Below are 20,257 nucleotides of genomic sequence, written 5' to 3' on the forward strand. Positions count from 1 at the left end.
AAATTTATCACTATGTACCTATTCCGCTTGCTGGCACCGCTTTTTTTTGGCAGTTTTTTGGCATCAAAAACATACCTTCAAGTTCCTGTAACTGAGAAAATTCAGGGGGAAGACACCACACGAATTGACCGGGATTATGCTCTTGAAGCAACAATGCTTGGTTTTTTTGGTACCGATGGTGCCAGAAACCCCACCTTACGCGCCAATAAAGGCGACATAGTCAGGATCAAGATCACCAACGGAGAGCTGATGACGCATGACATTGCGCTGGAAAAACTGGGTATTAAAAGCAAGGTTATTCTTGAAAAAGGATCGAGTACCAGCATTGTTTTCAAAGCTGAACAAAGCGACACTTATTTCTGCTCTGTTCCTGGTCACCGGGCAGCAGGTATGGTCGGTAATTTCGAGGTGGTTTCGGGAGTGATTTCCAATACTACGGTGGCCGGACTACTGCCTCAAAAAGATAACAAACCTTTGAACCTTAATTTCGAAACAGGTTCCCTGCAGGACTGGACGGCCACAGGCGACGCATTTTCAAACGCCGTGTTCAGTACTGATCCATCGCCTGTTCATGAAAAAGAAATGCATATCGGTTTTGAAGGGAAATACTTTTTAAGCAGTGGCGGAACGGTCAATTCAAAACTGACCGGAACCTTAACTTCGGCCCCTTTTAAAGTTACCCAGCCATTTGCGGCCTTCCGGGTTTCGGGCGGGGCGTTACAGGATACGCGTGTCGAAATAGTAGAAGCAGCTTCCAATAATATCATTTTCCATATAACCGGACAGGGCAGGGCGACCCTTCAGCCGGTGGTGGTTGATTTACAGCCTTATGTTAATAAAGAAATCTTCATCCGGATCGTCGATAACGAAACAGGCATTTCACAGATCCCCTACATACCGAACGACAAATGGGCGCACATCAATTTTGATGAGTTTCTCTTTTATCCAAGCCGCCCGGATTTTCCGAATGAGCTTAAACAAAAAGACATCATTGTTCTTCCCCCGTTAGACCCGGTATTGAATGCAGGCCTTTCGGGTGTTGAGGCAGCGAAAGCGATGACACCTCCAAAGGGTTTTAAAATAACGCTGGCCGCGTCCGAGCCGGATATCGTTAAGCCCATCAGTTTTACCCTGGATTCAAAGGGCAGGCTTTGGGTGGTAGAAGGGCACACCTATCCTGTGCCAGCGCCGGAAGGCCAGGGAAAAGACAGGATCCTGATCTTTGAAGATACTGACGGTGACGGTACGCTGGACAAAAAGAAGGTTTTTGCTGAAGGGCTCAACCTCGTGAGCGGGATTGAGGTGGGAATGGGCGGAGTTTGGCTGGGCGCCGCGCCATATTTGTTGTTTATACCCATTGATGCAAAAAATGACAAACCTGCCGGTCCTCCTCAAAAACTGCTCGACGGCTGGGGCCTTCACGACACCCACGAAGTGCTCAACAATCTACGCTGGGGCCCTGATGGATGGCTTTACGGCACGCATGGCGTCTTTACCCATTCCAATGTAGGCAAGCCGGGTGCTACCGATGCAGAGCGGATCAAAATCAATGCCGGGGTGTGGAGATATCATCCTTCTTCGCAACAGTTTGAGGTATTTGCGGAAGGTTCGAGTAACCCCTGGGGTATAGATTTCAATGATTATGGGCATCCTTTTATAACGGTTTGCGTAATCCCGCACATGTACCATGTAATTCAGGGAGCGAGGTACCAGCGGCAGGCCGGGAAACATTTTAATCCTTATACTTACGACGATATCAAAACGATCGGTGACCATGTACACTGGCTCGGTGAGCGCGGACCGCATGCGGGAAATTTCCGTTCGGCTTCTGCCGGAGGCGGCCATGCTCATGCGGGAGCGATGATCTACCTCGGCGGCGACAGCTGGCCCAAAGAATACCGGAACGAGATTTTCATGAACAATATCAATGGGGCACGCCTGAATATCGACCATTTCGAAAGAAGCGGATCCGGTTATGTTGCTTCACACAAGAACGATTTCATGGCCATGAATGATTCCTGGTCGCAATGGCTCAATTTCAAATATGACCCGAGCGGTTCCGTGTTTGCGATCGATTGGTACGACAAAAACCAATGTCACAGCCCTAATCCTGATGTTCATGACAAAACCATGGGCCGGATTTTCAAGATCACCCATGAAAATGACAAATGGGTGAAAGTCGATCTTTCGAAAGCTTCTGACATGGAACTGGTTAATTATCAGCTTCATGCCAATGATTGGTATGTAAGGCAGGCCAGAACAATTTTACAGGAACGCGGCCCGAACAAAAAGGTACACAAGGCCCTGAAAGAGATACTGGCCAGAAATCCGGATGAAACCAGAAAACTCCGCGCACTGTGGACGCTGCATGTCACCAAAGGCCTCACCGAAAAAGACCTGACCGACCTGCTTTCAAATAATAGCGAGCATGTCAGAAGCTGGGCAATACAATTACTGGCCGAAAATAAAAATGTTTCTCCCGAAACGCTGAAACGATTTGTCGCATTGGCTCAGAAAGATGCTTCTCCGATTGTAAGACTTTACCTTACTTCCGCGATGCTCAGACTGGATCCTGCACAACGTTGGGATGTGCTGGATGCGTTGGTTCAGAAATCAGAAGATAAAGACGATCACAATCTGCCGCTGATGGTATGGTACGCTTCTGAACCGCTGGCCGCTATTGATATGAAAAGGGCTTTACAAATGGCTGAGAAAGCGAAGCTTCCGAAAATTTTACCCTATACCATTCAGAGAGTTGCAGCAATTGGTACAGACGAATCCAAAAAAGTATTGAAAGACCTGAATGAAAAGTTAGGCAAAACAAGTTCGCACGAAAATCACGAGAGTCAGATGCTGATCGGGAAAGTGTTGGAAAAATAACCCCGGATAAGTGAGCTGTTTTTCAATCCCTTCATCCTGTCGCACAGAATGAAGGGATTGTTTTTTTACATTACTTCTTGCTCCATCCCTTCTTCATCTTTTTGTAGGCTTTCTTGCCAACGGTTTTTTTCGTTTTGGATCTTGATATTCCCTTTTTCTTACGGGCATTGATGTTATTGACGAGGGAGTTTTTCACCCCGAGCTTGTTCTTTTTTGTGTTGCGTTTTCTCTTGGAAGTTGCCATGATGATGAGATTTTGGAATAAATCCATCAATTTTCGTGCCGTACTTAAGATCCAAGAACTTAAGGCGTACCTTCATTTTACATTTTAAAAATCATTTTCGAATTACTTAATAGGACAACCGATATGAAAAAGCTGCTTGTTATCTTTCTAATGTTTATCTGTTCAGATATCATCGCTCAAAATGCACCCAATAGCCTGGGCTTTGCCAGTTTCAACCACATCGCATTGCAGGTCAAAGATATGCCCGCGAGCAAAGATTTTTATCAAAATATCATCGGGCTCACACCGGTAGCTGTACCAGACAGCCTGAAAGCGATCAGGGGATGGTTCAATACGGGCAATGGACAAATGATACATTTGCTGGCCGGGCGCACCACACCGGTTCTGAATGACAAAAACGGAAGTCATTTTGCCATTTTCGTTAATTCTATTGACAATGCCGAGAAATTCCTGGCGTCACGTAAAGTACCGTTTCACAAGCAGGTCCGTTTCGGTGGGATCGTTCAAATATATTTCGCTGATCCGGATGGTTATCTTATTGAAATGAATGAGAAGAAGTAGTTGCGCAAGGCAGCGGGAAAGTCTCTGATGAACATGGTGAAGAATCGTGTTACCGGCATAATTTGCCGGATTTGACGGGCATAAAAAAACACGCAGATTTCAAAATGAACCCGCGTGTCAAATTACACTTCATCAACAAACTAAAAACCAAATAAAACTAATACGAAAAAATTCGCTTGTCAAGTTTTTTTTGCTGTAGGAGGGGGATTCGAACCACCCACGGTGCGGTTAGCTACGGTACAAATACTGTTGGTGGTCCACCCCAGTCGACGTAAGTCGGCATTATGCCGCGTTTATCCCTTGTTCACCACCCCCGAGACAGGAGGGCATGGCTGCCAATTTCATCACCCTACAATGTGATCTTTTTATCAACTAAGTTCAGCAACATTTAACAATCGCTTCATTTAATTGGTCTTACAAAATTAAGGCTATTGAATTTAAATATAAAATATTTTCATGAAAAATTGTCAAAATTTACAATTATTTCATAGTTTGGGTTGTTTTATTGTGAAAAATTCAATCATCTAATACAAAATGCAGAAATATTCAGATATTGATAGTACTGACTTGCGCATTCTTTCATTACTAATCGAGAATGCCGCCCTTCCTTATACAGAAATTGGGAAAAGAGTTTTTGTTTCGGGTGGAACCGTTCACGTCCGAATGAAAAAACTCGAACAAATGGGCATTGTCAAAGGCTCGCAACTTGTTATTGATCCGGCCAAGCTTGGCTGGGATATCAGCGCATTTCTAGGAATATATCTGGACAAAAGTTCTCTGTACGAACAAGTAGCTACAGAGCTTGAAAGCATACCCGAAGTAGTGAATATTCATTATACGACCGGTATTTATAGTATTTTTCTTAAAATCGTTTGCCGGGATACAGGCCATCTCCGGGAGATACTACACGACAAAATTCAGAAAGTCAACGGGATACAACGGACAGAGACCTTTATCTCGCTGGAAGAGCGTATCAACCGGTCTATACCTTTGGCAGAAGTTTGATTAAATTGTAAAAAAGAAAAATCTTTTGGTATTTGTATATATAAAAAACTTATATATATTTGTAGAGTAAAAATTATTCAGATGGAGAACAACGCAACAAGCAACGAATATGTACGTGGTACACTTAAGACGATCGTATTGAACTTATTAGCCGAGCATGATCGTATGTATGGATATGAAATCACGCAGGAAGTAAAGGACAGGACCGGCGGAGCTATTGCTCTCACTTTCGGGGCGTTGTACCCGGTATTGCACAAGCTGGAACAGGAAGGGCTGTTGGTCACGGAATCAGTGGAAGTAGATGGCAGGCTCAGGAAATATTATTCTTTGACAACTCCCGGCAACGAAGCCGCGCGTGATAAAACAAATGACCTGGAGCGTTTTATAGAGGCAGTAAGGCTGCTGCTGGCTCCAAAAAGTTTGGCAACTGAGTAAACCTTATTACATGGTTAATTCCTAAACAGATTATAAGATGAAACGTCTTCAGGAAAATCGACTTGATTTAATAAGCAAATATCTGCAAGCATCCAAACTGGATCCGGAATTGCTTCCGGAAATCCTGGATCACCTGGCGTGTGAAGCGGAAGAACGTCTTTGGGACGGAAAATCGTTTGAGCAGGTATTCGGCACCATCCTTGATACTGCCGATTCCCAGACACTGCTGAATCTTAGTGTTGATCATAAAAATCTGTTAGCCATGGAAAAATCGTTAAATGACATCGTTTTTGAAGGTCGTAACAAACTTTACGGAGCTTATGCGCTGAGAAAAGGGTATAGCCAGACCATGCAGCGGTCTGTACTGATGGGCGTTACCTTGTTTTTGCTGATGGTGATGCTGCCCAATCTTTATGCGAGGCTTGTACCTGAACCGAAGGCGTCGGATATAGCATATGTTGTCGAAGCGAAGCCTATAGATATCGTTCCTGAGGAAATGCCCAAGGTACTTCCAAAGAAAGAGCCGGCACCGGTAGCAAAAACGGTGAAATCTGTACAATTTGTTGTGTTGCCTGATAATCAGGTGGAGATCGAAAATATTCCTCCATCGGTGGAAGAGCTTGAAACTGCCCAGCCTGGGCAGGAAACTGTGGACGGGGTTGAAAACCTGGATATTGTAGCTCCCCCGGTGGTGGCCGCCAAACCTGCGGCTTCATCGGTAGTTGGCGTTGAACCTTTGAAGGAAGAGACTTTTCTGGGAAATGTGGAGCAGGCTCCCGAGTACAGGGGAGGACTTGCCGCAATGGGAGCTTTTTTACAAAAAAATCTGAAATATCCCTCGCAGGCTGCGAAGGCCGGTATCGAGGGGCGTGTATTTGTCGAGTTTACCGTGGGATCTGATGGAAAAGTTGAAAATGTCAAGTCTTTAAAAGGCATTGGTTTCGGTTGTGATGAAGAGGCGGTGAGGGTTGTGCAGCTGATGAGAAACTGGAATCCTGGAAAACAGGCTGGTGTTCCGGTTCGTGTACGCTTCACGCTACCCATCGCGTTTCAGCTCAATTAAGAAACTGGTTACGTTGTACGTAATGCCTTCCTTGTATTGATGAAAATCCTCGCTTAGGTGAGGATTTTTTTGTTTTTTTGTATTCGAAATTTTTTTGTTTTATAATCTTTCCGGCTAAGTGAATTTAAGAGAGAGTCAAATTTTAGAGGTGGAATGTACGCAATAGTGGATATTGAGACTACCGGTGGGGGCGGAGGTGCGCGCATTACCGAGATTGCGGTTTTCAGACATAACGGTTCAGAGATCGTCGATTTTTTTCATTCACTTATTAATCCGGAAATATATATCCCTCCGTTCATCACGCGTCTCACCGGAATAGACAATGCTATGGTTCAGGACTCGCCGACGTTTTATGACGTGCAGGACCACGTCCGCGCCCTGACCAAAGATGCCTGGTTTGTTGCCCACAACGCAAAATTCGATTACGGTTTTATAAAACGTGAATTTGGGGCAATGGATGAATATTTCCAGCGAGACCTGCTATGCACAGTTCAGTTAAGCAGGAAAATCTTTCCCGGGCTGAAATCATATAGTTTGGGAAATCTTTGCGAAAGCCTGGAAATTATCATTGAAAACAGGCACCGTGCCCACGGAGATGCAGAGGCTACCGTACGACTTTTTGAAAAGCTTCTGATGAACGACAGGCAGAAATTGATCCCTCTTGACCTTTATCAATAGCATATACCCACATTGCGGAAGATGGAATGATTTTTTTAGTATCACTAAAAAATTCAAACTTAAACTTCCTTCCGATGAAAGCATTTATCAATTGCCTTGTAATTTTAATACTAACCATAAGTCTTACCAGCTGCGAGTTGATCGGTGGCATCTTCAAAGGAGGAGTTTGGACTGGTGTTATTCTGGTGGTAGCTGTAATAGCCATCGTAATGTGGGCACTATCGAGGGCATTTGGCGGAGGGCGACGATGAAATTAAGTGATAAAATTTAAAAGTATGCTTGCTTATAAAAATTCTCCGGTTCATCTTTGCACCCTCTACGAGGAATCAACCTTGAAACGGGGGATTAGCTCAGTTGGCTAGAGCGCTTGCATGGCATGCAAGAGGTCGACGGTTCGAATCCGTTATTCTCCACTCACGATTTAGAGGCATTTACAGTCACATGTAAGTGCCTCTTTTTTTATTGTGGTGGTTAACTTGATCACCTCTGTTTTTTTACTTTATTCAATTAGAAAGTAGGCATCTTGGATAGATGTCAGCATCAATGCATCAGCTTTTCGATATCACCCAGTTCTCCGAAAAGGACTAAAACTTCGTTTTCATGCATAACCGTGTTGGGTGTGGCTATACCTGACGCTCTTTTAAAGATCTTGGCAAGCCCGTTTTCAGATCCTTTCGATAACGTCAGCACCGTCAGTACGATCACGTTATACCGGTTGGTTAAATCGGCCTCTGCAAGCGTCATTCCCACATAACGGGCCGGGACACGGGTTTCGATTATACTGTATTTTTCCGAGATTTTAAAGGAATCAACGATACCGGAATTGTCCAGACGGATAGCGAGCCTTTCCGCCGACTCTTCTTCAGGAAGAATGTACTCTTCTATTTGCATCGCTTCCAGAACTGTTTTCTGAAGATCCGATACGACCCGGCCGATGATCTTTTTCACACCCAGCTGTTTGAGAAGTGCCGTAGCCAGCAGGGATGCTCCTTCGTTTTCACCTATCGCTACAATCACCGAGTCTACATCTTTAAGAGGAAGCGAGCTTACCGCATTCCTATCTGTACAGTCCATGCAAACTGTGTGCGTAATACGCTCTTTAAGTTGCTGCACTTTCTGCATATTGTTATCCACGCCGATCGTTTCGTGCCCAAGTTCAGTCAAGCGGATGGCAAGGGATTTTCCAAAACTTCCCAATCCAAATATGATGTATTTCATGTCAATCGATTTAAAAATTCATTTGCTCACCGGGAAGCTGATAGTCTGTTGGTTTTGCTTTTCGGATAAATGCTACCAGTAACGTAAGCGAGCCGACCCGGCCGACAAACATAGTTAAAATGATTACCAATCGGCCTGCATTGCTCAATTCGGGGGTGACGCCAAGGCTCAGCCCGGTAGTACTGTAAGCTGAAAACGTTTCGAATGCCAGTGACAGCAGATTTTTATCGGGATCTGTGACGGACAGCATGAATATAGCGGCACCCAAAAAAATAAGGGACAATGAAATAATGCCCAACGCCCTGGAAACAGAATCGTCGGAAATCTTTCTTCCAAAAACTTCTATCCTGTCTTTTCCCCTGGCCAGCGTTAGAATATTGAGGGTGGCAAGCGCAAATGTGGTTACTTTGATACCCCCTCCGGTCGAACCGGGCGCGGCACCGATCCACATCAGCAGAAAGATCAGCATGATTGTGGGAAAGGCCAGTTCGGTCATTACAATGGTGTTAAACCCTGCCGAACGAGGCGACGTGCCAATGAATAAAGCGGTAACAAGCTTGCCATAATAACTTTCATGCGCCAGAAGCGTGTGGTTAAATTCCAAAATGAAAACCAGGACCAATCCAAAAAGCACCAGGAAAAAGCTGGTATAGGCTATTATTTTTGAGTTAAAGGCGATCACGCGTGCCCTGTGCAAAAAATGCCTGCCATACCTGATCTTGTGATAAAAATTAAAAGCCCAGCGCCGGATAAATTCATACGAATTAAAAATAATCCCAAAACCGAGCCCGCCCATTACATACAGCACAATGATGGAAAGATGCAGGTGATAATTAAACCGGACAGCTGTATTATTCAATCCATCGGGTAAAGTGGAGAAACCAGCATTGCAGAAGGCAGTTATTGCGTGAAAAACAGTGAAATAAATGTGCTCTGCACGACTTTCAAAGTGTTCCGGGTCCAGGCTCAGATAGATAAAAACACCTCCCAGTATCTCGAAAAAGAAGGTGATCAGGATAATTTTATATAAGGTAGAAATCACTGAACTTACTTTATTCTCACCAATCAGCTCGGTAAACATCAACTGGTTCTTATACGAAAAACCGCCGGAGAAAAAATAGCCGAAAAAGCCTGTAAAAGTCATGATCCCTAACCCGCCGATCTGCACGAGTACAAGCAGGATCGTCTGCCCGAACCGCGTAAATTCGGAAGCAACGTCGACGACCGACAGACCAGTTATACAAACTGCGCTTGTCGCGAGAAAAAGTGCGTCTACGAAACTAAGTTGCTGGTGATGAGTTGTTTTAGGTAGCAGCAGCAGCGCAGTGCCAATTAGTATCAGCGCCAGAAAACTCAGGACGAAAAGCAGCGTCGGATTAAAATAGAATTTATCGAAAAACAGTGTCTGCTTGGAAACTTCTATGATCAATATGGCAAAAATGCCCAAGTACATCCATTCGGGCTTTACAAGCTCGGTGCCGTCCTTTGCTGAGAAATAATAGCTGTCTGCGATGATAACGGCAAGAAAATAAAAAAGAAGCAGTGCCTCCACTACCCGTGAAATAACAGAAGACTTGCTCTTGGCTGCGGTAAACGTCTTTGCGGCCAAAGCCAGGGCGAAAAAAAGAAAACACCATTCAAGTATGCGATTGGTGAGCTGCCCGATCTCCGGGTTCTTGTTATAGCCCAAATGAAAAATAACCACCAAAGAGCAAATGATGCTCATGGCCAGCAGCAGGTAATCGAGTAACTTCCGAAAGTTTCTTATTTTTTCATCCATTCAGCTTCTATTTCCGTTACTCTACGTTTTTGACTCTGAGTTAAGAAGTATGACAGGCGGGGTCTTTACCCTGCTTTTTCTGCCGCACCGCTGAAACCACGCCAATGTACTCCAATTGTTCAGGTTATTTAGCAGCCGGAACTAATCGGCAGGAGTGATTTTTTGATAGGTAGCTCACTTTTTAGCCGCTTTACTTTATCATTTTCCTGAACGCCACCAACGGACAAGCCACAGTGGTGAGATAAATCGGATTTTGGGTGTAAGTTTGTTTGTTGAAACATTCGTAAGGCGCCCCGAAGTTGCCGCCTTTTCTGTAATCATTCGTTTTAAGATCTTCGATGTATTCATTGGCCAGTGTCATTGCCGACTGCGGGTCGACTTTGTTGATCGCAAAACAAACCCAGCCGGTGGGTGTCCCCCAGTATGCTCCGTTCTGGTAGGTGTTTTTAGCAGAAAGAGAAACTTCCCAAGCCGTTTTTTCATTGTAGTCGTCGGTGGTCAGTATATGTCTGATATTACCTCTATAGCTCAGCGTTCCGGATTTATAGGCGTTGGCAAGTATGCTGGAAGCTTTGTTTAGATTTTCACCTTCGAGCAAGCCCATGTACACCGCCAGAGCCGTCGCCCAGACGTCGGCCTGTTTGCTTTTTCCCGTGGAGGCGAGCAGCATACCTCTTTCGTCCAGGAATAGTCCCGGCAGGGTTTCCTTTATTTTGGAGGCGATCTGCTGGTATTTTTTTGATTCACCACTTTTTATCAGTTGCAGCATTTCTGATAATTCTGTTGCGGCCCGGTACTTCAGAATAGAGGGAAAGGATAGGTTGCCTGTAATGGCTTGAGCATCCCTGAAACCAAAATCAACTCCTCTCATTGCTTCCGTAGCATAAACAATGTGATTTGTGACGTCGGAAGGAGGAACATGAAACGAAGTTTTCAGCCGATCGATCAACCGGAAGCCATTCACTTCTTTCAACAATATTTTGTAATCCCCGGTGTGTTTTACATAATAATAGGCCATGTGCACGAAATAGAACTGGTCGCAATAAGGTGGGAGTGTCCCGAACTCCGGAGTTCCCTGGCCTTCATAGCTATATGTGCCAGGGAAGTAAATGGGTTTGCTGTCGTCGATCCTAACATGGTCGGCAATAGCTCCGAAAGGAACCAGGCTGCCCTTTTTGGTGACCCAGGCCTGGTCGCATTGTGTCGACGCCGTCAGCATAAGCATGTGCAGCTGTTCTTTTTTCGGGATAAGCCCGGTTTCCAGGGACATGGCATAATCCCTGATCCAGAAAGACGGATAGGCGTTTCGTCCGCCGGGCCGTATTAAAGTTGCTCCCGTTTTGTTGGCACCGAATTCTTTTGAAATAAACTGATCGGGATAGATACGTGAAGCTTCCAGTACGTCTTTAGTCATTCCTTCCAGAAACGCAAGGTCGGCAGCTGTTAAGAACGATGATGTTTGTGCAAAACCCACCGATATAGCGATCAGCTGGATCATGAGTAGCGATTGTAAGTGTTTCATTCGGTTGTATCTGTTAATTGACAATACTTTGGTTGTATAATCGGGAATGACCAGTTGTCCAGCGTATTTTTAAGGGAAGACATTTACATTCCTCTTCCACAAAAGAGAATAGCTGGCCCGATCTCCACATCTGGGGGAAGGCCAACTCAATTTTTGTTCAACGCTGATACTTTTTTTGCATCAGTATTTAATTAAATGGAGACGCTGTGAGGGCGGGAAACACATTCAGCCGTCTATCTTCCGGTAAACAGTTCCCAAAGCGGCGAGTTGTTGTGGCCTGTTGGCTGCTCTTTGAATGAATGTAATGTGAAAGTGCGCAACGGGCGGGATGAGGGCGTTCTTAAGGGGACAAAAATCTTCGTAAATAGGAATTCGTTAGGGTATATTCCTGTTTAAAACCTAATATTGTAGCTTCTTTAATAACGATGTATAAATTATGTCAGATAATGTATTCGATTTTGGAATGATCGGACTTGGGGTAATGGGTAGGAACCTGTTGCTTAATATGGCTGATCACGGATTCTCTGTTATTGGTTTTGACAAGGATGTAGCAAAAAATTCCGCACTGGAAGCGTCGGCAACACCAGGAACTACGGTGAAAGGCGTGCCGGACCTTGCTCAAATGGTTCAGCTGCTTCAAAGGCCCCGCAAGGTTATGATGCTGGTGCCCGCGGGTCAGCCGGTGGACGATGTGATCGCTTCGTTATTGCCTTTGCTTGAAAAAGGCGACGTGGTTATCGACGGAGGAAATTCTCACTATACCGACACGCTGCGTCGTGTCAAATATCTTCGCGAAAAGGAAATCCATTTCATGGGGATAGGGGTTTCGGGAGGAGAGCAGGGAGCCCGTACAGGTCCTAGTATTATGCCGGGCGGCGACCAGGCTGCTTATCAGCTGGTGCAGCCGATGCTGGAAGCTATTGCTGCCAAAGTCAACGGAGATCCCTGCGTTGCATATCTGGGTAAGGAAGGCGCCGGACATTATGTGAAAATGGTGCATAATGGCATCGAATATGCGATTATGCAGCTGATCAGCGAATCTTATGCGATATTGAAGCATGGCGGTTTGAGCAATCAGGAGCTGCATGAAGTATTCAAAAGCTGGAACGAAGGTAAGTTGCAGTCGTTCCTGGTTGAGATCACTGCTGATATTTTCCTTCAGAAAGACGACAAATCGGATGCACATCTTGTCGATGTCATTTCAGATAAAGCCGGATCCAAAGGTACCGGTAAATGGACCTCCCAGGATTCGATGGAATTGCCGGTGGCGGTGCCTGTGATCGATACTGCAGTGGCGATGCGTACGTTGTCCGGGTATAAGGATGAACGTGTGAAAGCAGCTGCTCTTTACAAAAATGAAGACGAAGTAAGTTCGGTTTCCAAAGAAGAACTTATACAGCAAGTACACGACGCACTTTATCTGGCCACGATCCTGAGCTATGCACAAGGCCTGGCGATGTTGTATCAGGCATCTAATGACCTGAGCATGGATATTCCTCTGCCGGAAGTGGTAAGTGTGTGGAGAGGCGGTTGTATTATTCGTTCCTCTTTATTGGAGGTTTTTACCAAAGCATACAAGGAAACCCCGGTATTGTCCAACATATTGCTGAACCAAGACGTAGCCTCGCTCGTTAAATCAGTGGAAAGCAATGCGCGTTCATTGGTTGCGTTTGCTGCAAAATCGGGTATCACCGCAGCGGGCTTTATGTCGTCACTGGCTTATTTTGACGCGTATCGTTCCGAGCGGATGCCGACCAACCTGATCCAGGCGCAGCGCGATTACTTTGGCGCACATACTTATCAACGTATCGATATCCCCGGTACTTTTCATACTGAATGGGGTCAACAATAAATCAGAAATTTTATGCAAACCAATAAACGTCCTCCTGCCTCCGTACTCTTTATTTTCGGCGGAAGCGGGGACTTGAATTACAGAAAACTTACTCCTGCGCTATATAATTTGTTTCTTGACAACTGGATGCCGGAGAAGTTCACCATTGCCGGTATTGGCCGGAGCGCTTATTCAAACGATAAATACCGTGATCATTTGCTGGATGGGGTGACTAAATTTTCCCGCCGTAAGGGCAAGCAGAATGGTCACTGGACAGAATTCAGCGAGCATGTAACATATCTGCAGATGGATGGCGACGACGCTGCGGCGTATCATCTGATCACGGATCTCGTCAAACAAAAAGAAGATGAGTGGGGTGTTCACCCGAACGTGATTTTTTACCTGGCAGTAGCTCCTCAGCTTGTGCCTTCGATCGCGCAGAAGCTGGGCGCATTGAAAATCTGTTCGGAAAAAAGCAGCACCAGAATTGTGGTAGAAAAACCATTTGGGCATGATTTGAAAAGTGCACATGAGCTGAACGAGCTTTTGTCGGGCATGTTCTCCGAGGAGCAGATTTTCAGGATCGACCATTATTTGGGGAAAGAAACAGTTCAGAATATATTGGCGTTGCGTTTCGCGAATGCACTTTTTGAACCGCTCTGGAACCGTCATTACATTGACCATATTCAAATTACTGCTGCGGAAAGCGTAGGTCTGGAAGGCCGGGGAGGCTATTTCGAGCATGCCGGTGCTTTGAGGGACATGGTGCAAAACCATATTCTTCAGATCCTGTGTATGATCGCGATGGAGCCGCCGGTATCTTTTGATGCCAATGAAATCCGCAATAAAAAAGTGGACGTACTGAATGCCATCCGCCGGATCACCAAAGAGCAGGTACACGATTATGCTGTTCGCGGGCAATATTCCGGAGGCTGGAAAAAGGGTGAAAAAGTAGTGGGGTACAGGGAAGAAGAAGGCGTTAATCCGCATTCCAATATCGACACTTTCGCGGCCGCTAAGTTTTATATTGATAACTGGAGATGGCAGGGCGTTCCTTTTTATGTGCGTACCGGAAAATACCTGAACCAGAAAGCGACCCATATCACGCTGCAGTTCAAACCTGCGCCGCATTATGCATTCCCGTCGGAAGCTGCTGAAACATGGAGATCCAACAGGCTGACGATCAGTATTCAGCCTAATATGGATATCAGTATCCGTTTCCAGGCCAAACGTCCCGGCCAGACTATGACGCTGGATCCTGTGGACATGACGTTTGACTACGATGCCGTAGCCGGAGAGCATGCACCGGAAGCTTATGAAACACTACTATTGGACGTTATGGAAGGTGATGCGACCTTGTTTATGCGTAATGATCAGGTAGATGCTGCGTGGAAAGTGATTATGCCGATCCTGGAAACATGGGAGGCGAGAGTTCCGCAGGATTTTCCTAATTATGCGCCGGATTCGTGGGGGCCTGACGACGCGGATGCACTAATCGCGCGCGACGGACATACCTGGATCAATTTACCACCGGTACTTTAATCCATGGAAATTCACATAGCAAAAGATGCCGGACAGTTGAGCCGGGAGCTGGCAGACTGGATCGGGAGTTATATCGGGGAGGTATTGACCAAGCAGGACCGTTTTACATTTGTATTGTCGGGCGGGAGCACTCCGAAGCAATTGTACGCATTGCTCGCTGAATCTCCTTATCATGAATCGATTGCCTGGGACCGTGTCCATTTTTTCTGGGGCGATGAAAGGGCAGTACCGTTTGAAGATTCCAGGAACAATGCAAGAATGTGCTATGATGAGCTGCTGAACAAAGTGCCTATTCTGGCAAAAAACATTCATGTGATGCGTACCGATATTACTCCGGAAGAATCATCTGCGGAATATGAAAAAACACTGAGGACGTATTTTCATGGATCGGAAACCACTTTTGATTTGGTACTGCTAGGCATGGGAGACGATGGCCATACTTTGTCTTTATTTCCCGGCACTGAGGTAATTCATGAGAAAGAGAAATGGGTTACTTCGTTTTTTCTGCCTGCGCAGGATATGTATCGCATCACTTTGACGGCCCCGGTGGTTAATCACTCGGCAGCTGTTGTTTTCCTGGCGGCAGGAAGTGGCAAGGCCGAAACTTTGAAGCATGTACTGGAAGGGGAAAAGAATCTTGATCTGTATCCTTCTCAGATCATCGATCCTTCAAAAGGTCAGTTACTGTGGTTTGTGGATGAAGCTGCTGCTGCTTTATTGAATGTATAGATAAGATAAGATAAGATAAGATAAGATAAGATAAGATAAGTGTTAAAGAGCGTCTCCGCCGGGGGCGCTCTTTTCTTTTATAAGCAGTTTTCGTCGGTTAGAAACTACTACGAGCCTTTTGATAAATATAATGATAGCTGCCTTCCCCGGAATGTTAAATTTACTTAAACAAATTTTGCTAAAAACATGATACACATTCTTAGGATTATCGCAGTGATCGTTGCGATCACTTATTCTCTGCACCTTGTCAATTCCCGGTCGGACCTGCTGGTTTTCGGTGGACTTGCTATTGTGGGTATTTCAATTTATTTCCTCTTTCAAGAATTCAGGGCCATTTTTAATCAACTAAAATCTAAACTGTAAAGCGCATGAAAAGAAATATTATTTACACGATTGTCATTGTTGTTGTTTCATTTTTCCTGCTTCTTGTACAGCCGTTTAATTTCGAAAACATCGATGCAGGTAACGTTGGGATCAAGATAAACCTGTATGGAACCGATAAGGGTGTTGACAATATTACCCTGGTGACGGGCCGGGTTTGGTATAACAGCTGGACTACCAAGATCATCGAATTTCCGACATTCACGCAAAGTGTGGATTACGATTCGTTTGTGATCACTACCAAAGATGCTGCCGAGTTTAAGGTAGACCCAAAGCTGAATTACCACATCAATCCAGACAAGGTGCCCCAGATTTACCGGCAATACCGCAGACCATTGGGCGAAATTCAGCAGGGTTTTATGAAAAACACGATTTACGATGCTTACCGGATTGTAGCCAACTCATTTACCTCTGACAGTGTAATGTCCAACCGGGAGGTTTTTGAAGACCGGGTGCAGAATGTTCTGACGAAAACATTGGGCAAAGACGGTTTTATCTATGATCAACTGACTTCCGCCATTACACCGCCGCCTTCTTTGCGTCAGATGATCGATGAAAAAAACACTTCGATCCAGGCCAGGTTGAAAGCCGAAAATATGGCCAAACAAGCCGAAGCCGAAGCAAAAGTTCTCGTGGCAAAAGCCGAAGGTCAGGCGAAAGCTACGTTGATCAAGGCACGGGCTGAGGCGGAAGCCAATCAGCTACGTCAGAAAACTTTAACACCGCTGCTGATCCAGCAGGAATGGGTAGCGAAGTGGAATGGGGTACTGCCCACCACCAACGCAGGAGGAGCGAGCCTGATGTTGGGGATAAAATAAGATTTGTAAAACGGCCCGGCAGTCTCCGGGCCGTTTTATTTACATACTACGGAACATACTGCCCGGTATATTGATGTGCGCAGAGCTGTCCACACTCGCTTTCAGTGATTTGAAATTATCGTTCTCAATTTTGATACTGCTGCTGTCGCGAACCTGAACTTCTGCATCGCCAAAGGTATTTTTTGACTTCAATACCAATACTCCGCCCGACGATACCTGCGTTCTGAGGTTGTCAATACTGTTATCGCTGAACAGTAATGCGCCACCTTCCTGCCTGACGGTCATTTCACCGCTTTTCCAATTTTTTATCTTGAACGGTACATTTTGAGAGGTTATGCCTTTGATCTCAGGCGCAGAAATGTAGATAGTCGGGGCTATACTCAGATTGTCTTCCGTAAACGGCCCAAAGAGCTCCCAATCCCTTTTGTAGGTAAAAACCAATGTATCACCCGTTACTTTCCAATCGAGGAGCCTCTTTTCAGGCGTCGCCGAAATTTCAAAGGTTTTCCCAGGATGTATCTCTGTAAGCCCAAACGCTTTTCCTTCCAGCCTGATATGTTTAAATGGCTGAACAGCTTCTGTCCGAAATCCGTATAAGGGATCATTCTTGTCGATTTTTTCGTATTCCGCCTTCAGTACGAGGTTTGACCCAAGCAGCGCCAGCAACACCACAGAGAATACCGCGATCAGTAAAATATTACTTGTCTTCATTGTTTTGCAGGTTAGTTGGTTACAGGATAGGTTTCGGCAATAAATTTGTTGTACCGGGTCTGAAGATCCTCCATACTGACATTGAGCAGGTACAAAGTCCTGAAAAATTCCGGCAGCTCACTGTCGAGAAAACGTTCCTTCCTGAAAGCCAGGATTTTTTCATTCGCATTTTCACCGGATGAATAGCCTATGCCCCTTTTATTAAAAATGATCTCTTTATTCTGAAGAAAATCGTAGGTACGCATGACGGTATTAGGGTTGACTTCGAGCATACCGGCCAGGTCGCGTACCGAGGGGATACGCTCGCCCGGCGGCCATTTGCCGAGCAGGATCTGTTCACAGATATAATCAGCGATCTGAAGATATATCGATTGTTTGTCTTTAAATTCCATTGATAGTCAATTAAATTTCTTTTTCTCTCAGTCTTACATAGGCTATATACCAAAAGCTCAGCGCGAGCAAGGCCGCGAATACCCGGAAGGCGAACACAGCATTGTCGGGATGCAGGATCTGATAAAACTTGGTGTGACCATCCCTGATCATGAACATGTCACTGTTATCCCATATTTTCCAGCCTGTCATAGGAAAAGCTACAATCTTTTCGGGGTAACCTGTGATCAGGTTCGCTATGGCCAGGTTTCCAAAAACCGCGATTAATGTAATAATCAGGACAAATACGGCAGTTTTGATATAAGATGCTTTTGTAAAAAAAATAGACCCCAGGAACACAACAGCATGCAAAATGAAGTAGCAATAGAGAAAATAGGCAAATACATCATCTGATATGTAGCTGTATTTGTAGCCGCCAGCAGGGATCATGGAGTTGCCGATGTCGATGGTGACGTGATGCAGTTTGATAAAGAAAAACAGGAACGGGATGATAAATACAAAGTTCAGGAACATTGCGCTCAAAAACTTTTCCACTTTTGACGCAGGTACCATCAGTGCCGCAATACATGATGAAGGGGCAGAGTATTGCGTAAGAGCGTAACTGGAATAGAAGGTCGTGCCGAAAATCATGACCATAAAAAGTGCCATATAATGCAGTGCCTCCCGCAAACCGCTCGGTTCCTTGGACATGGTGATCGGCAGCAGCATGAGCAGCAGGGACGTAATCAACAATGCAGCAAGCAATAGCAGATTTCTGCCTTTTTCTGCCACATCCAGTTTCAGGATCAGTGCAAAACGGTGAATATCAAATGTCTGGTTCATAATGTGATCTTTAAAAGTTGGGCCGGGATAATGGAAGGATTCAGGTAGTGTATGAGCAAAATGAGCACAATCAGGAAGAGTATGAGCAGTTGTTTCATGACATTATTGAAAAATAACTTTGATCCGTGCCGGGTTTTCTATCACTGCGTTGAACAATTGTTCCAGGTCTACACGACTTTCCTGCCGGGTCAAATTTTCAAATACTGCATTGTAGCCTCTCAAAGACGGCTCCGAATAAATAACCCTCTGGTCAAATTCGATACTTGGTAAAACACCGAAGCAAAGCCGCTCCGAGACGACGTCGAGGCTGTGCTGTATCAGTATGTTGCTGTCTTCCAGAATAATGATCGAATCGATCAGATTGTCAAGATCCCGAACCTGATGTGTGGAGATCAGTATTGTGCGGTCTGCCTGGAGAGAAGAGGAAACCAGTTTTCTGAACTGGCTTTTTGAAGGAATATCCAGTCCGTTGGTAGGCTCGTCCATGATCAGCACCTTGGTGTTGGTAGCGAGTGCAAATGCGATCAAAACCTTCTTTTTCTGACCATAAGACATGCCTGTGAGCTTGTTACCTTCAGGTATGTCAAATTCCGCGATATGGCTGCGAAACTGCGTTTCGTCGAACTGCGGATAAAAAGGGGCCAGGGTATCCAAATACTTCTCAACCGTCACCGACGGAAGATGAATTTCTTCCGGGATAAAAAACAGATTTTGCAGAAAAGCCGGTTTGCGTTGCCTGGGCTCGTGGCCAGCTACATCAATACTACCGCTGTCAGGAAAAAGCAGCCCGGCGATATTCCGCAGCAAACTCGACTTGCCGGCGCCATTTTTTCCCAGCAGACCGTAAATGTGTCCCGAGTCCAGCTTTAAAGTCAGGTTTTCAAATAATTTCTTGTTTTTACTGTATCCAAAAGAGACGCGGTCGAGATGGATCATAGTTAAGTAGTTTAGTGTTCTAGTTAAATAGTACACTACAAAACTAAATGAAGAAATTGTAAATACAAGCAGCGGAGAAAAAAATATCCGTGAAATTAACTTTCGTCAGGATTTGGAGCTGTTATTCAGGAGTTTTTGGTAATCCTGCTTTGTATCAATGTCGATGGCGCCGTAGGGGAAAGGGACGCTGGATACGTCATTTTCGAATTTCTTCAGTAATTTTTTTGCACCCTCGGCTCCGGTAAGGCTGAGAAGTGCGTCAAAATATTTTTTCTTAAAAAGAACAGGAGTTCCCAGGGTATCAGCATATGCGCTGGCCACAATACCAGAATCAGCTTCCTTTGCCCTGCTGATCAACATTTCAAACAGCGTAGTCGTGACAAAGGGTTGGTCACTGACCGCCAGAATGACCGATTCCACCTCAGGGTTCACCGAAAGTAACTTTAAAAGCCCGGAACGGACTGATGAAGCCATGCCGGTGGGCCAGTCGGGATTGTGGGCAGGAGAATAAGTCACTGATTCCAGCTCGGTGGTTATCTTACCGGCATCGGATCCGGTTACGACTACGAGCGTCACATCAGCTACGTTTGCGGCAGCTTCGGCGATCCGGCAAATCAGGGTTTTATTTTCGTAGCGAAGCAACTGCTTGGGCTCGCCGAGGCGGGAAGAATTACCGGCGGCGAGAATGATAATTCCATACATGCAGGCAGG

Annotated in this window: 20 protein-coding genes and 1 tRNA gene; 12 read left to right on the forward strand and 9 right to left on the reverse strand. The window is 45.4% G+C overall.

Going from position 1 to position 20,257, the window contains the following annotated elements:
• Nucleotides 1–12: 12 nt before the first annotated feature.
• Nucleotides 13–2,880 (forward strand): PVC-type heme-binding CxxCH protein, encoded by a 2,868-nt coding sequence (locus FBF61_RS13525; RefSeq protein ID WP_138477898.1) that lies wholly within the window; start codon nucleotides 13–15, stop codon nucleotides 2,878–2,880.
• A gap of 70 nt (nucleotides 2,881–2,950) precedes the next feature.
• On the opposite strand, the gene FBF61_RS34630 is transcribed toward FBF61_RS13525, so the two are convergent.
• Complete coding sequence (locus tag FBF61_RS34630) at nucleotides 2,951–3,124, reverse strand: hypothetical protein (RefSeq protein WP_166444512.1); 174 nt, start codon at nucleotides 3,122–3,124, stop codon at nucleotides 2,951–2,953.
• Between the two features lie 123 nt (nucleotides 3,125–3,247).
• On the opposite strand from FBF61_RS34630, the gene FBF61_RS13530 reads away from it, so the two are divergent.
• The 6 genes from FBF61_RS13530 to FBF61_RS13555 all read left to right on the forward strand — a co-directional run bounded on the left by FBF61_RS13530 (nucleotide 3,248) and on the right by FBF61_RS13555 (nucleotide 7,279).
• Nucleotides 3,248–3,685 (forward strand): VOC family protein, encoded by a 438-nt coding sequence (locus FBF61_RS13530; RefSeq protein ID WP_138477900.1) that lies wholly within the window; start codon nucleotides 3,248–3,250, stop codon nucleotides 3,683–3,685.
• Between the two features lie 534 nt (nucleotides 3,686–4,219).
• A complete protein-coding gene (locus FBF61_RS13535) occupies nucleotides 4,220–4,690 on the forward strand; it encodes an Lrp/AsnC ligand binding domain-containing protein (RefSeq protein ID WP_138477902.1) in 471 nt (156 codons plus the stop codon).
• A gap of 81 nt (nucleotides 4,691–4,771) precedes the next feature.
• On the forward strand, nucleotides 4,772–5,125 hold the full coding sequence (locus FBF61_RS13540) for a PadR family transcriptional regulator (protein ID WP_138477904.1): 354 nt from the start codon (nucleotides 4,772–4,774) through the stop codon (nucleotides 5,123–5,125).
• 37 nt (nucleotides 5,126–5,162) lie between these two features.
• The gene (locus FBF61_RS13545) at nucleotides 5,163–6,188 is read left to right on the forward strand and encodes an energy transducer TonB (protein WP_138477905.1); all 1,026 of its coding nucleotides are present in this window, start codon (nucleotides 5,163–5,165) and stop codon (nucleotides 6,186–6,188) included.
• 153 nt (nucleotides 6,189–6,341) lie between these two features.
• The gene (locus FBF61_RS13550; protein WP_138477907.1) at nucleotides 6,342–6,866 is read left to right on the forward strand and encodes a 3'-5' exonuclease; all 525 of its coding nucleotides are present in this window, start codon (nucleotides 6,342–6,344) and stop codon (nucleotides 6,864–6,866) included.
• A 339-nt stretch (nucleotides 6,867–7,205) separates the two neighbouring features.
• Nucleotides 7,206–7,279 (forward strand) — tRNA-Ala (locus tag FBF61_RS13555).
• A gap of 127 nt (nucleotides 7,280–7,406) precedes the next feature.
• Here FBF61_RS13555 and FBF61_RS13560 read toward each other — a convergent pair.
• From FBF61_RS13560 to FBF61_RS13570, 3 genes are all read right to left on the reverse strand, one after another.
• A complete protein-coding gene (locus FBF61_RS13560; protein WP_138477909.1) occupies nucleotides 7,407–8,084 on the reverse strand; it encodes a potassium channel family protein in 678 nt (225 codons plus the stop codon).
• Between the two features lie 10 nt (nucleotides 8,085–8,094).
• Nucleotides 8,095–9,864, reverse strand: coding sequence for a TrkH family potassium uptake protein (locus FBF61_RS13565; RefSeq protein ID WP_138477911.1), 1,770 nt, complete (start codon nucleotides 9,862–9,864; stop codon nucleotides 8,095–8,097).
• Nucleotides 9,865–10,054: 190 nt separating this feature from the next.
• Complete coding sequence (locus FBF61_RS13570) at nucleotides 10,055–11,386, reverse strand: hypothetical protein (RefSeq protein WP_138477913.1); 1,332 nt, start codon at nucleotides 11,384–11,386, stop codon at nucleotides 10,055–10,057.
• Between the two features lie 436 nt (nucleotides 11,387–11,822).
• On the opposite strand from FBF61_RS13570, the gene gnd reads away from it, so the two are divergent.
• The 5 genes from gnd to FBF61_RS13590 all read left to right on the forward strand — a co-directional run bounded on the left by gnd (nucleotide 11,823) and on the right by FBF61_RS13590 (nucleotide 16,687).
• Nucleotides 11,823–13,238 carry an NADP-dependent phosphogluconate dehydrogenase gene (gnd, locus tag FBF61_RS13575; RefSeq protein WP_138477915.1) on the forward strand — a complete coding sequence of 472 codons (1,416 nt, stop codon included), beginning with the start codon at nucleotides 11,823–11,825 and terminating at the stop codon, nucleotides 13,236–13,238.
• Nucleotides 13,239–13,250: 12 nt separating this feature from the next.
• Complete coding sequence (gene zwf / locus FBF61_RS13580) at nucleotides 13,251–14,759, forward strand: glucose-6-phosphate dehydrogenase (RefSeq protein ID WP_138477917.1); 1,509 nt, start codon at nucleotides 13,251–13,253, stop codon at nucleotides 14,757–14,759.
• Between the two features lie 3 nt (nucleotides 14,760–14,762).
• Entirely contained in the window at nucleotides 14,763–15,488 is a 726-nt protein-coding gene (gene pgl / locus FBF61_RS13585; protein ID WP_138477919.1) for a 6-phosphogluconolactonase, read from the forward strand.
• Between the two features lie 186 nt (nucleotides 15,489–15,674).
• The gene (locus FBF61_RS34635; protein ID WP_166444513.1) at nucleotides 15,675–15,851 is read left to right on the forward strand and encodes a hypothetical protein; all 177 of its coding nucleotides are present in this window, start codon (nucleotides 15,675–15,677) and stop codon (nucleotides 15,849–15,851) included.
• Between the two features lie 5 nt (nucleotides 15,852–15,856).
• A complete protein-coding gene (locus FBF61_RS13590; protein ID WP_138477921.1) occupies nucleotides 15,857–16,687 on the forward strand; it encodes a prohibitin family protein in 831 nt (276 codons plus the stop codon).
• Between the two features lie 39 nt (nucleotides 16,688–16,726).
• Here the strand turns inward: FBF61_RS13590 and FBF61_RS13595 are convergent, their stop codons facing one another.
• The 5 genes from FBF61_RS13595 to FBF61_RS13615 all read right to left on the reverse strand — a co-directional run bounded on the left by FBF61_RS13595 (nucleotide 16,727) and on the right by FBF61_RS13615 (nucleotide 20,248).
• Nucleotides 16,727–17,398, reverse strand: coding sequence for a GIN domain-containing protein (locus FBF61_RS13595; RefSeq protein WP_138477923.1), 672 nt, complete (start codon nucleotides 17,396–17,398; stop codon nucleotides 16,727–16,729).
• A gap of 11 nt (nucleotides 17,399–17,409) precedes the next feature.
• A complete protein-coding gene (locus FBF61_RS13600; protein WP_138477925.1) occupies nucleotides 17,410–17,790 on the reverse strand; it encodes a GntR family transcriptional regulator in 381 nt (126 codons plus the stop codon).
• A 10-nt stretch (nucleotides 17,791–17,800) separates the two neighbouring features.
• Nucleotides 17,801–18,610: a hypothetical protein gene (locus FBF61_RS13605; protein WP_138477927.1), complete on the reverse strand. Its 810-nt coding sequence runs from the start codon at nucleotides 18,608–18,610 to the stop codon at nucleotides 17,801–17,803.
• A gap of 102 nt (nucleotides 18,611–18,712) precedes the next feature.
• Nucleotides 18,713–19,546 carry an ABC transporter ATP-binding protein gene (locus FBF61_RS13610; RefSeq protein WP_138477929.1) on the reverse strand — a complete coding sequence of 278 codons (834 nt, stop codon included), beginning with the start codon at nucleotides 19,544–19,546 and terminating at the stop codon, nucleotides 18,713–18,715.
• Nucleotides 19,547–19,651: 105 nt separating this feature from the next.
• Complete coding sequence (locus FBF61_RS13615; protein ID WP_138477931.1) at nucleotides 19,652–20,248, reverse strand: nucleotidyltransferase family protein; 597 nt, start codon at nucleotides 20,246–20,248, stop codon at nucleotides 19,652–19,654.
• Nucleotides 20,249–20,257: the final 9 nt, after the last annotated feature.

This window comes from Dyadobacter bucti (genome assembly GCF_005869225.1).
Lineage (GTDB): Bacteria > Bacteroidota > Bacteroidia > Cytophagales > Spirosomataceae > Dyadobacter > Dyadobacter bucti.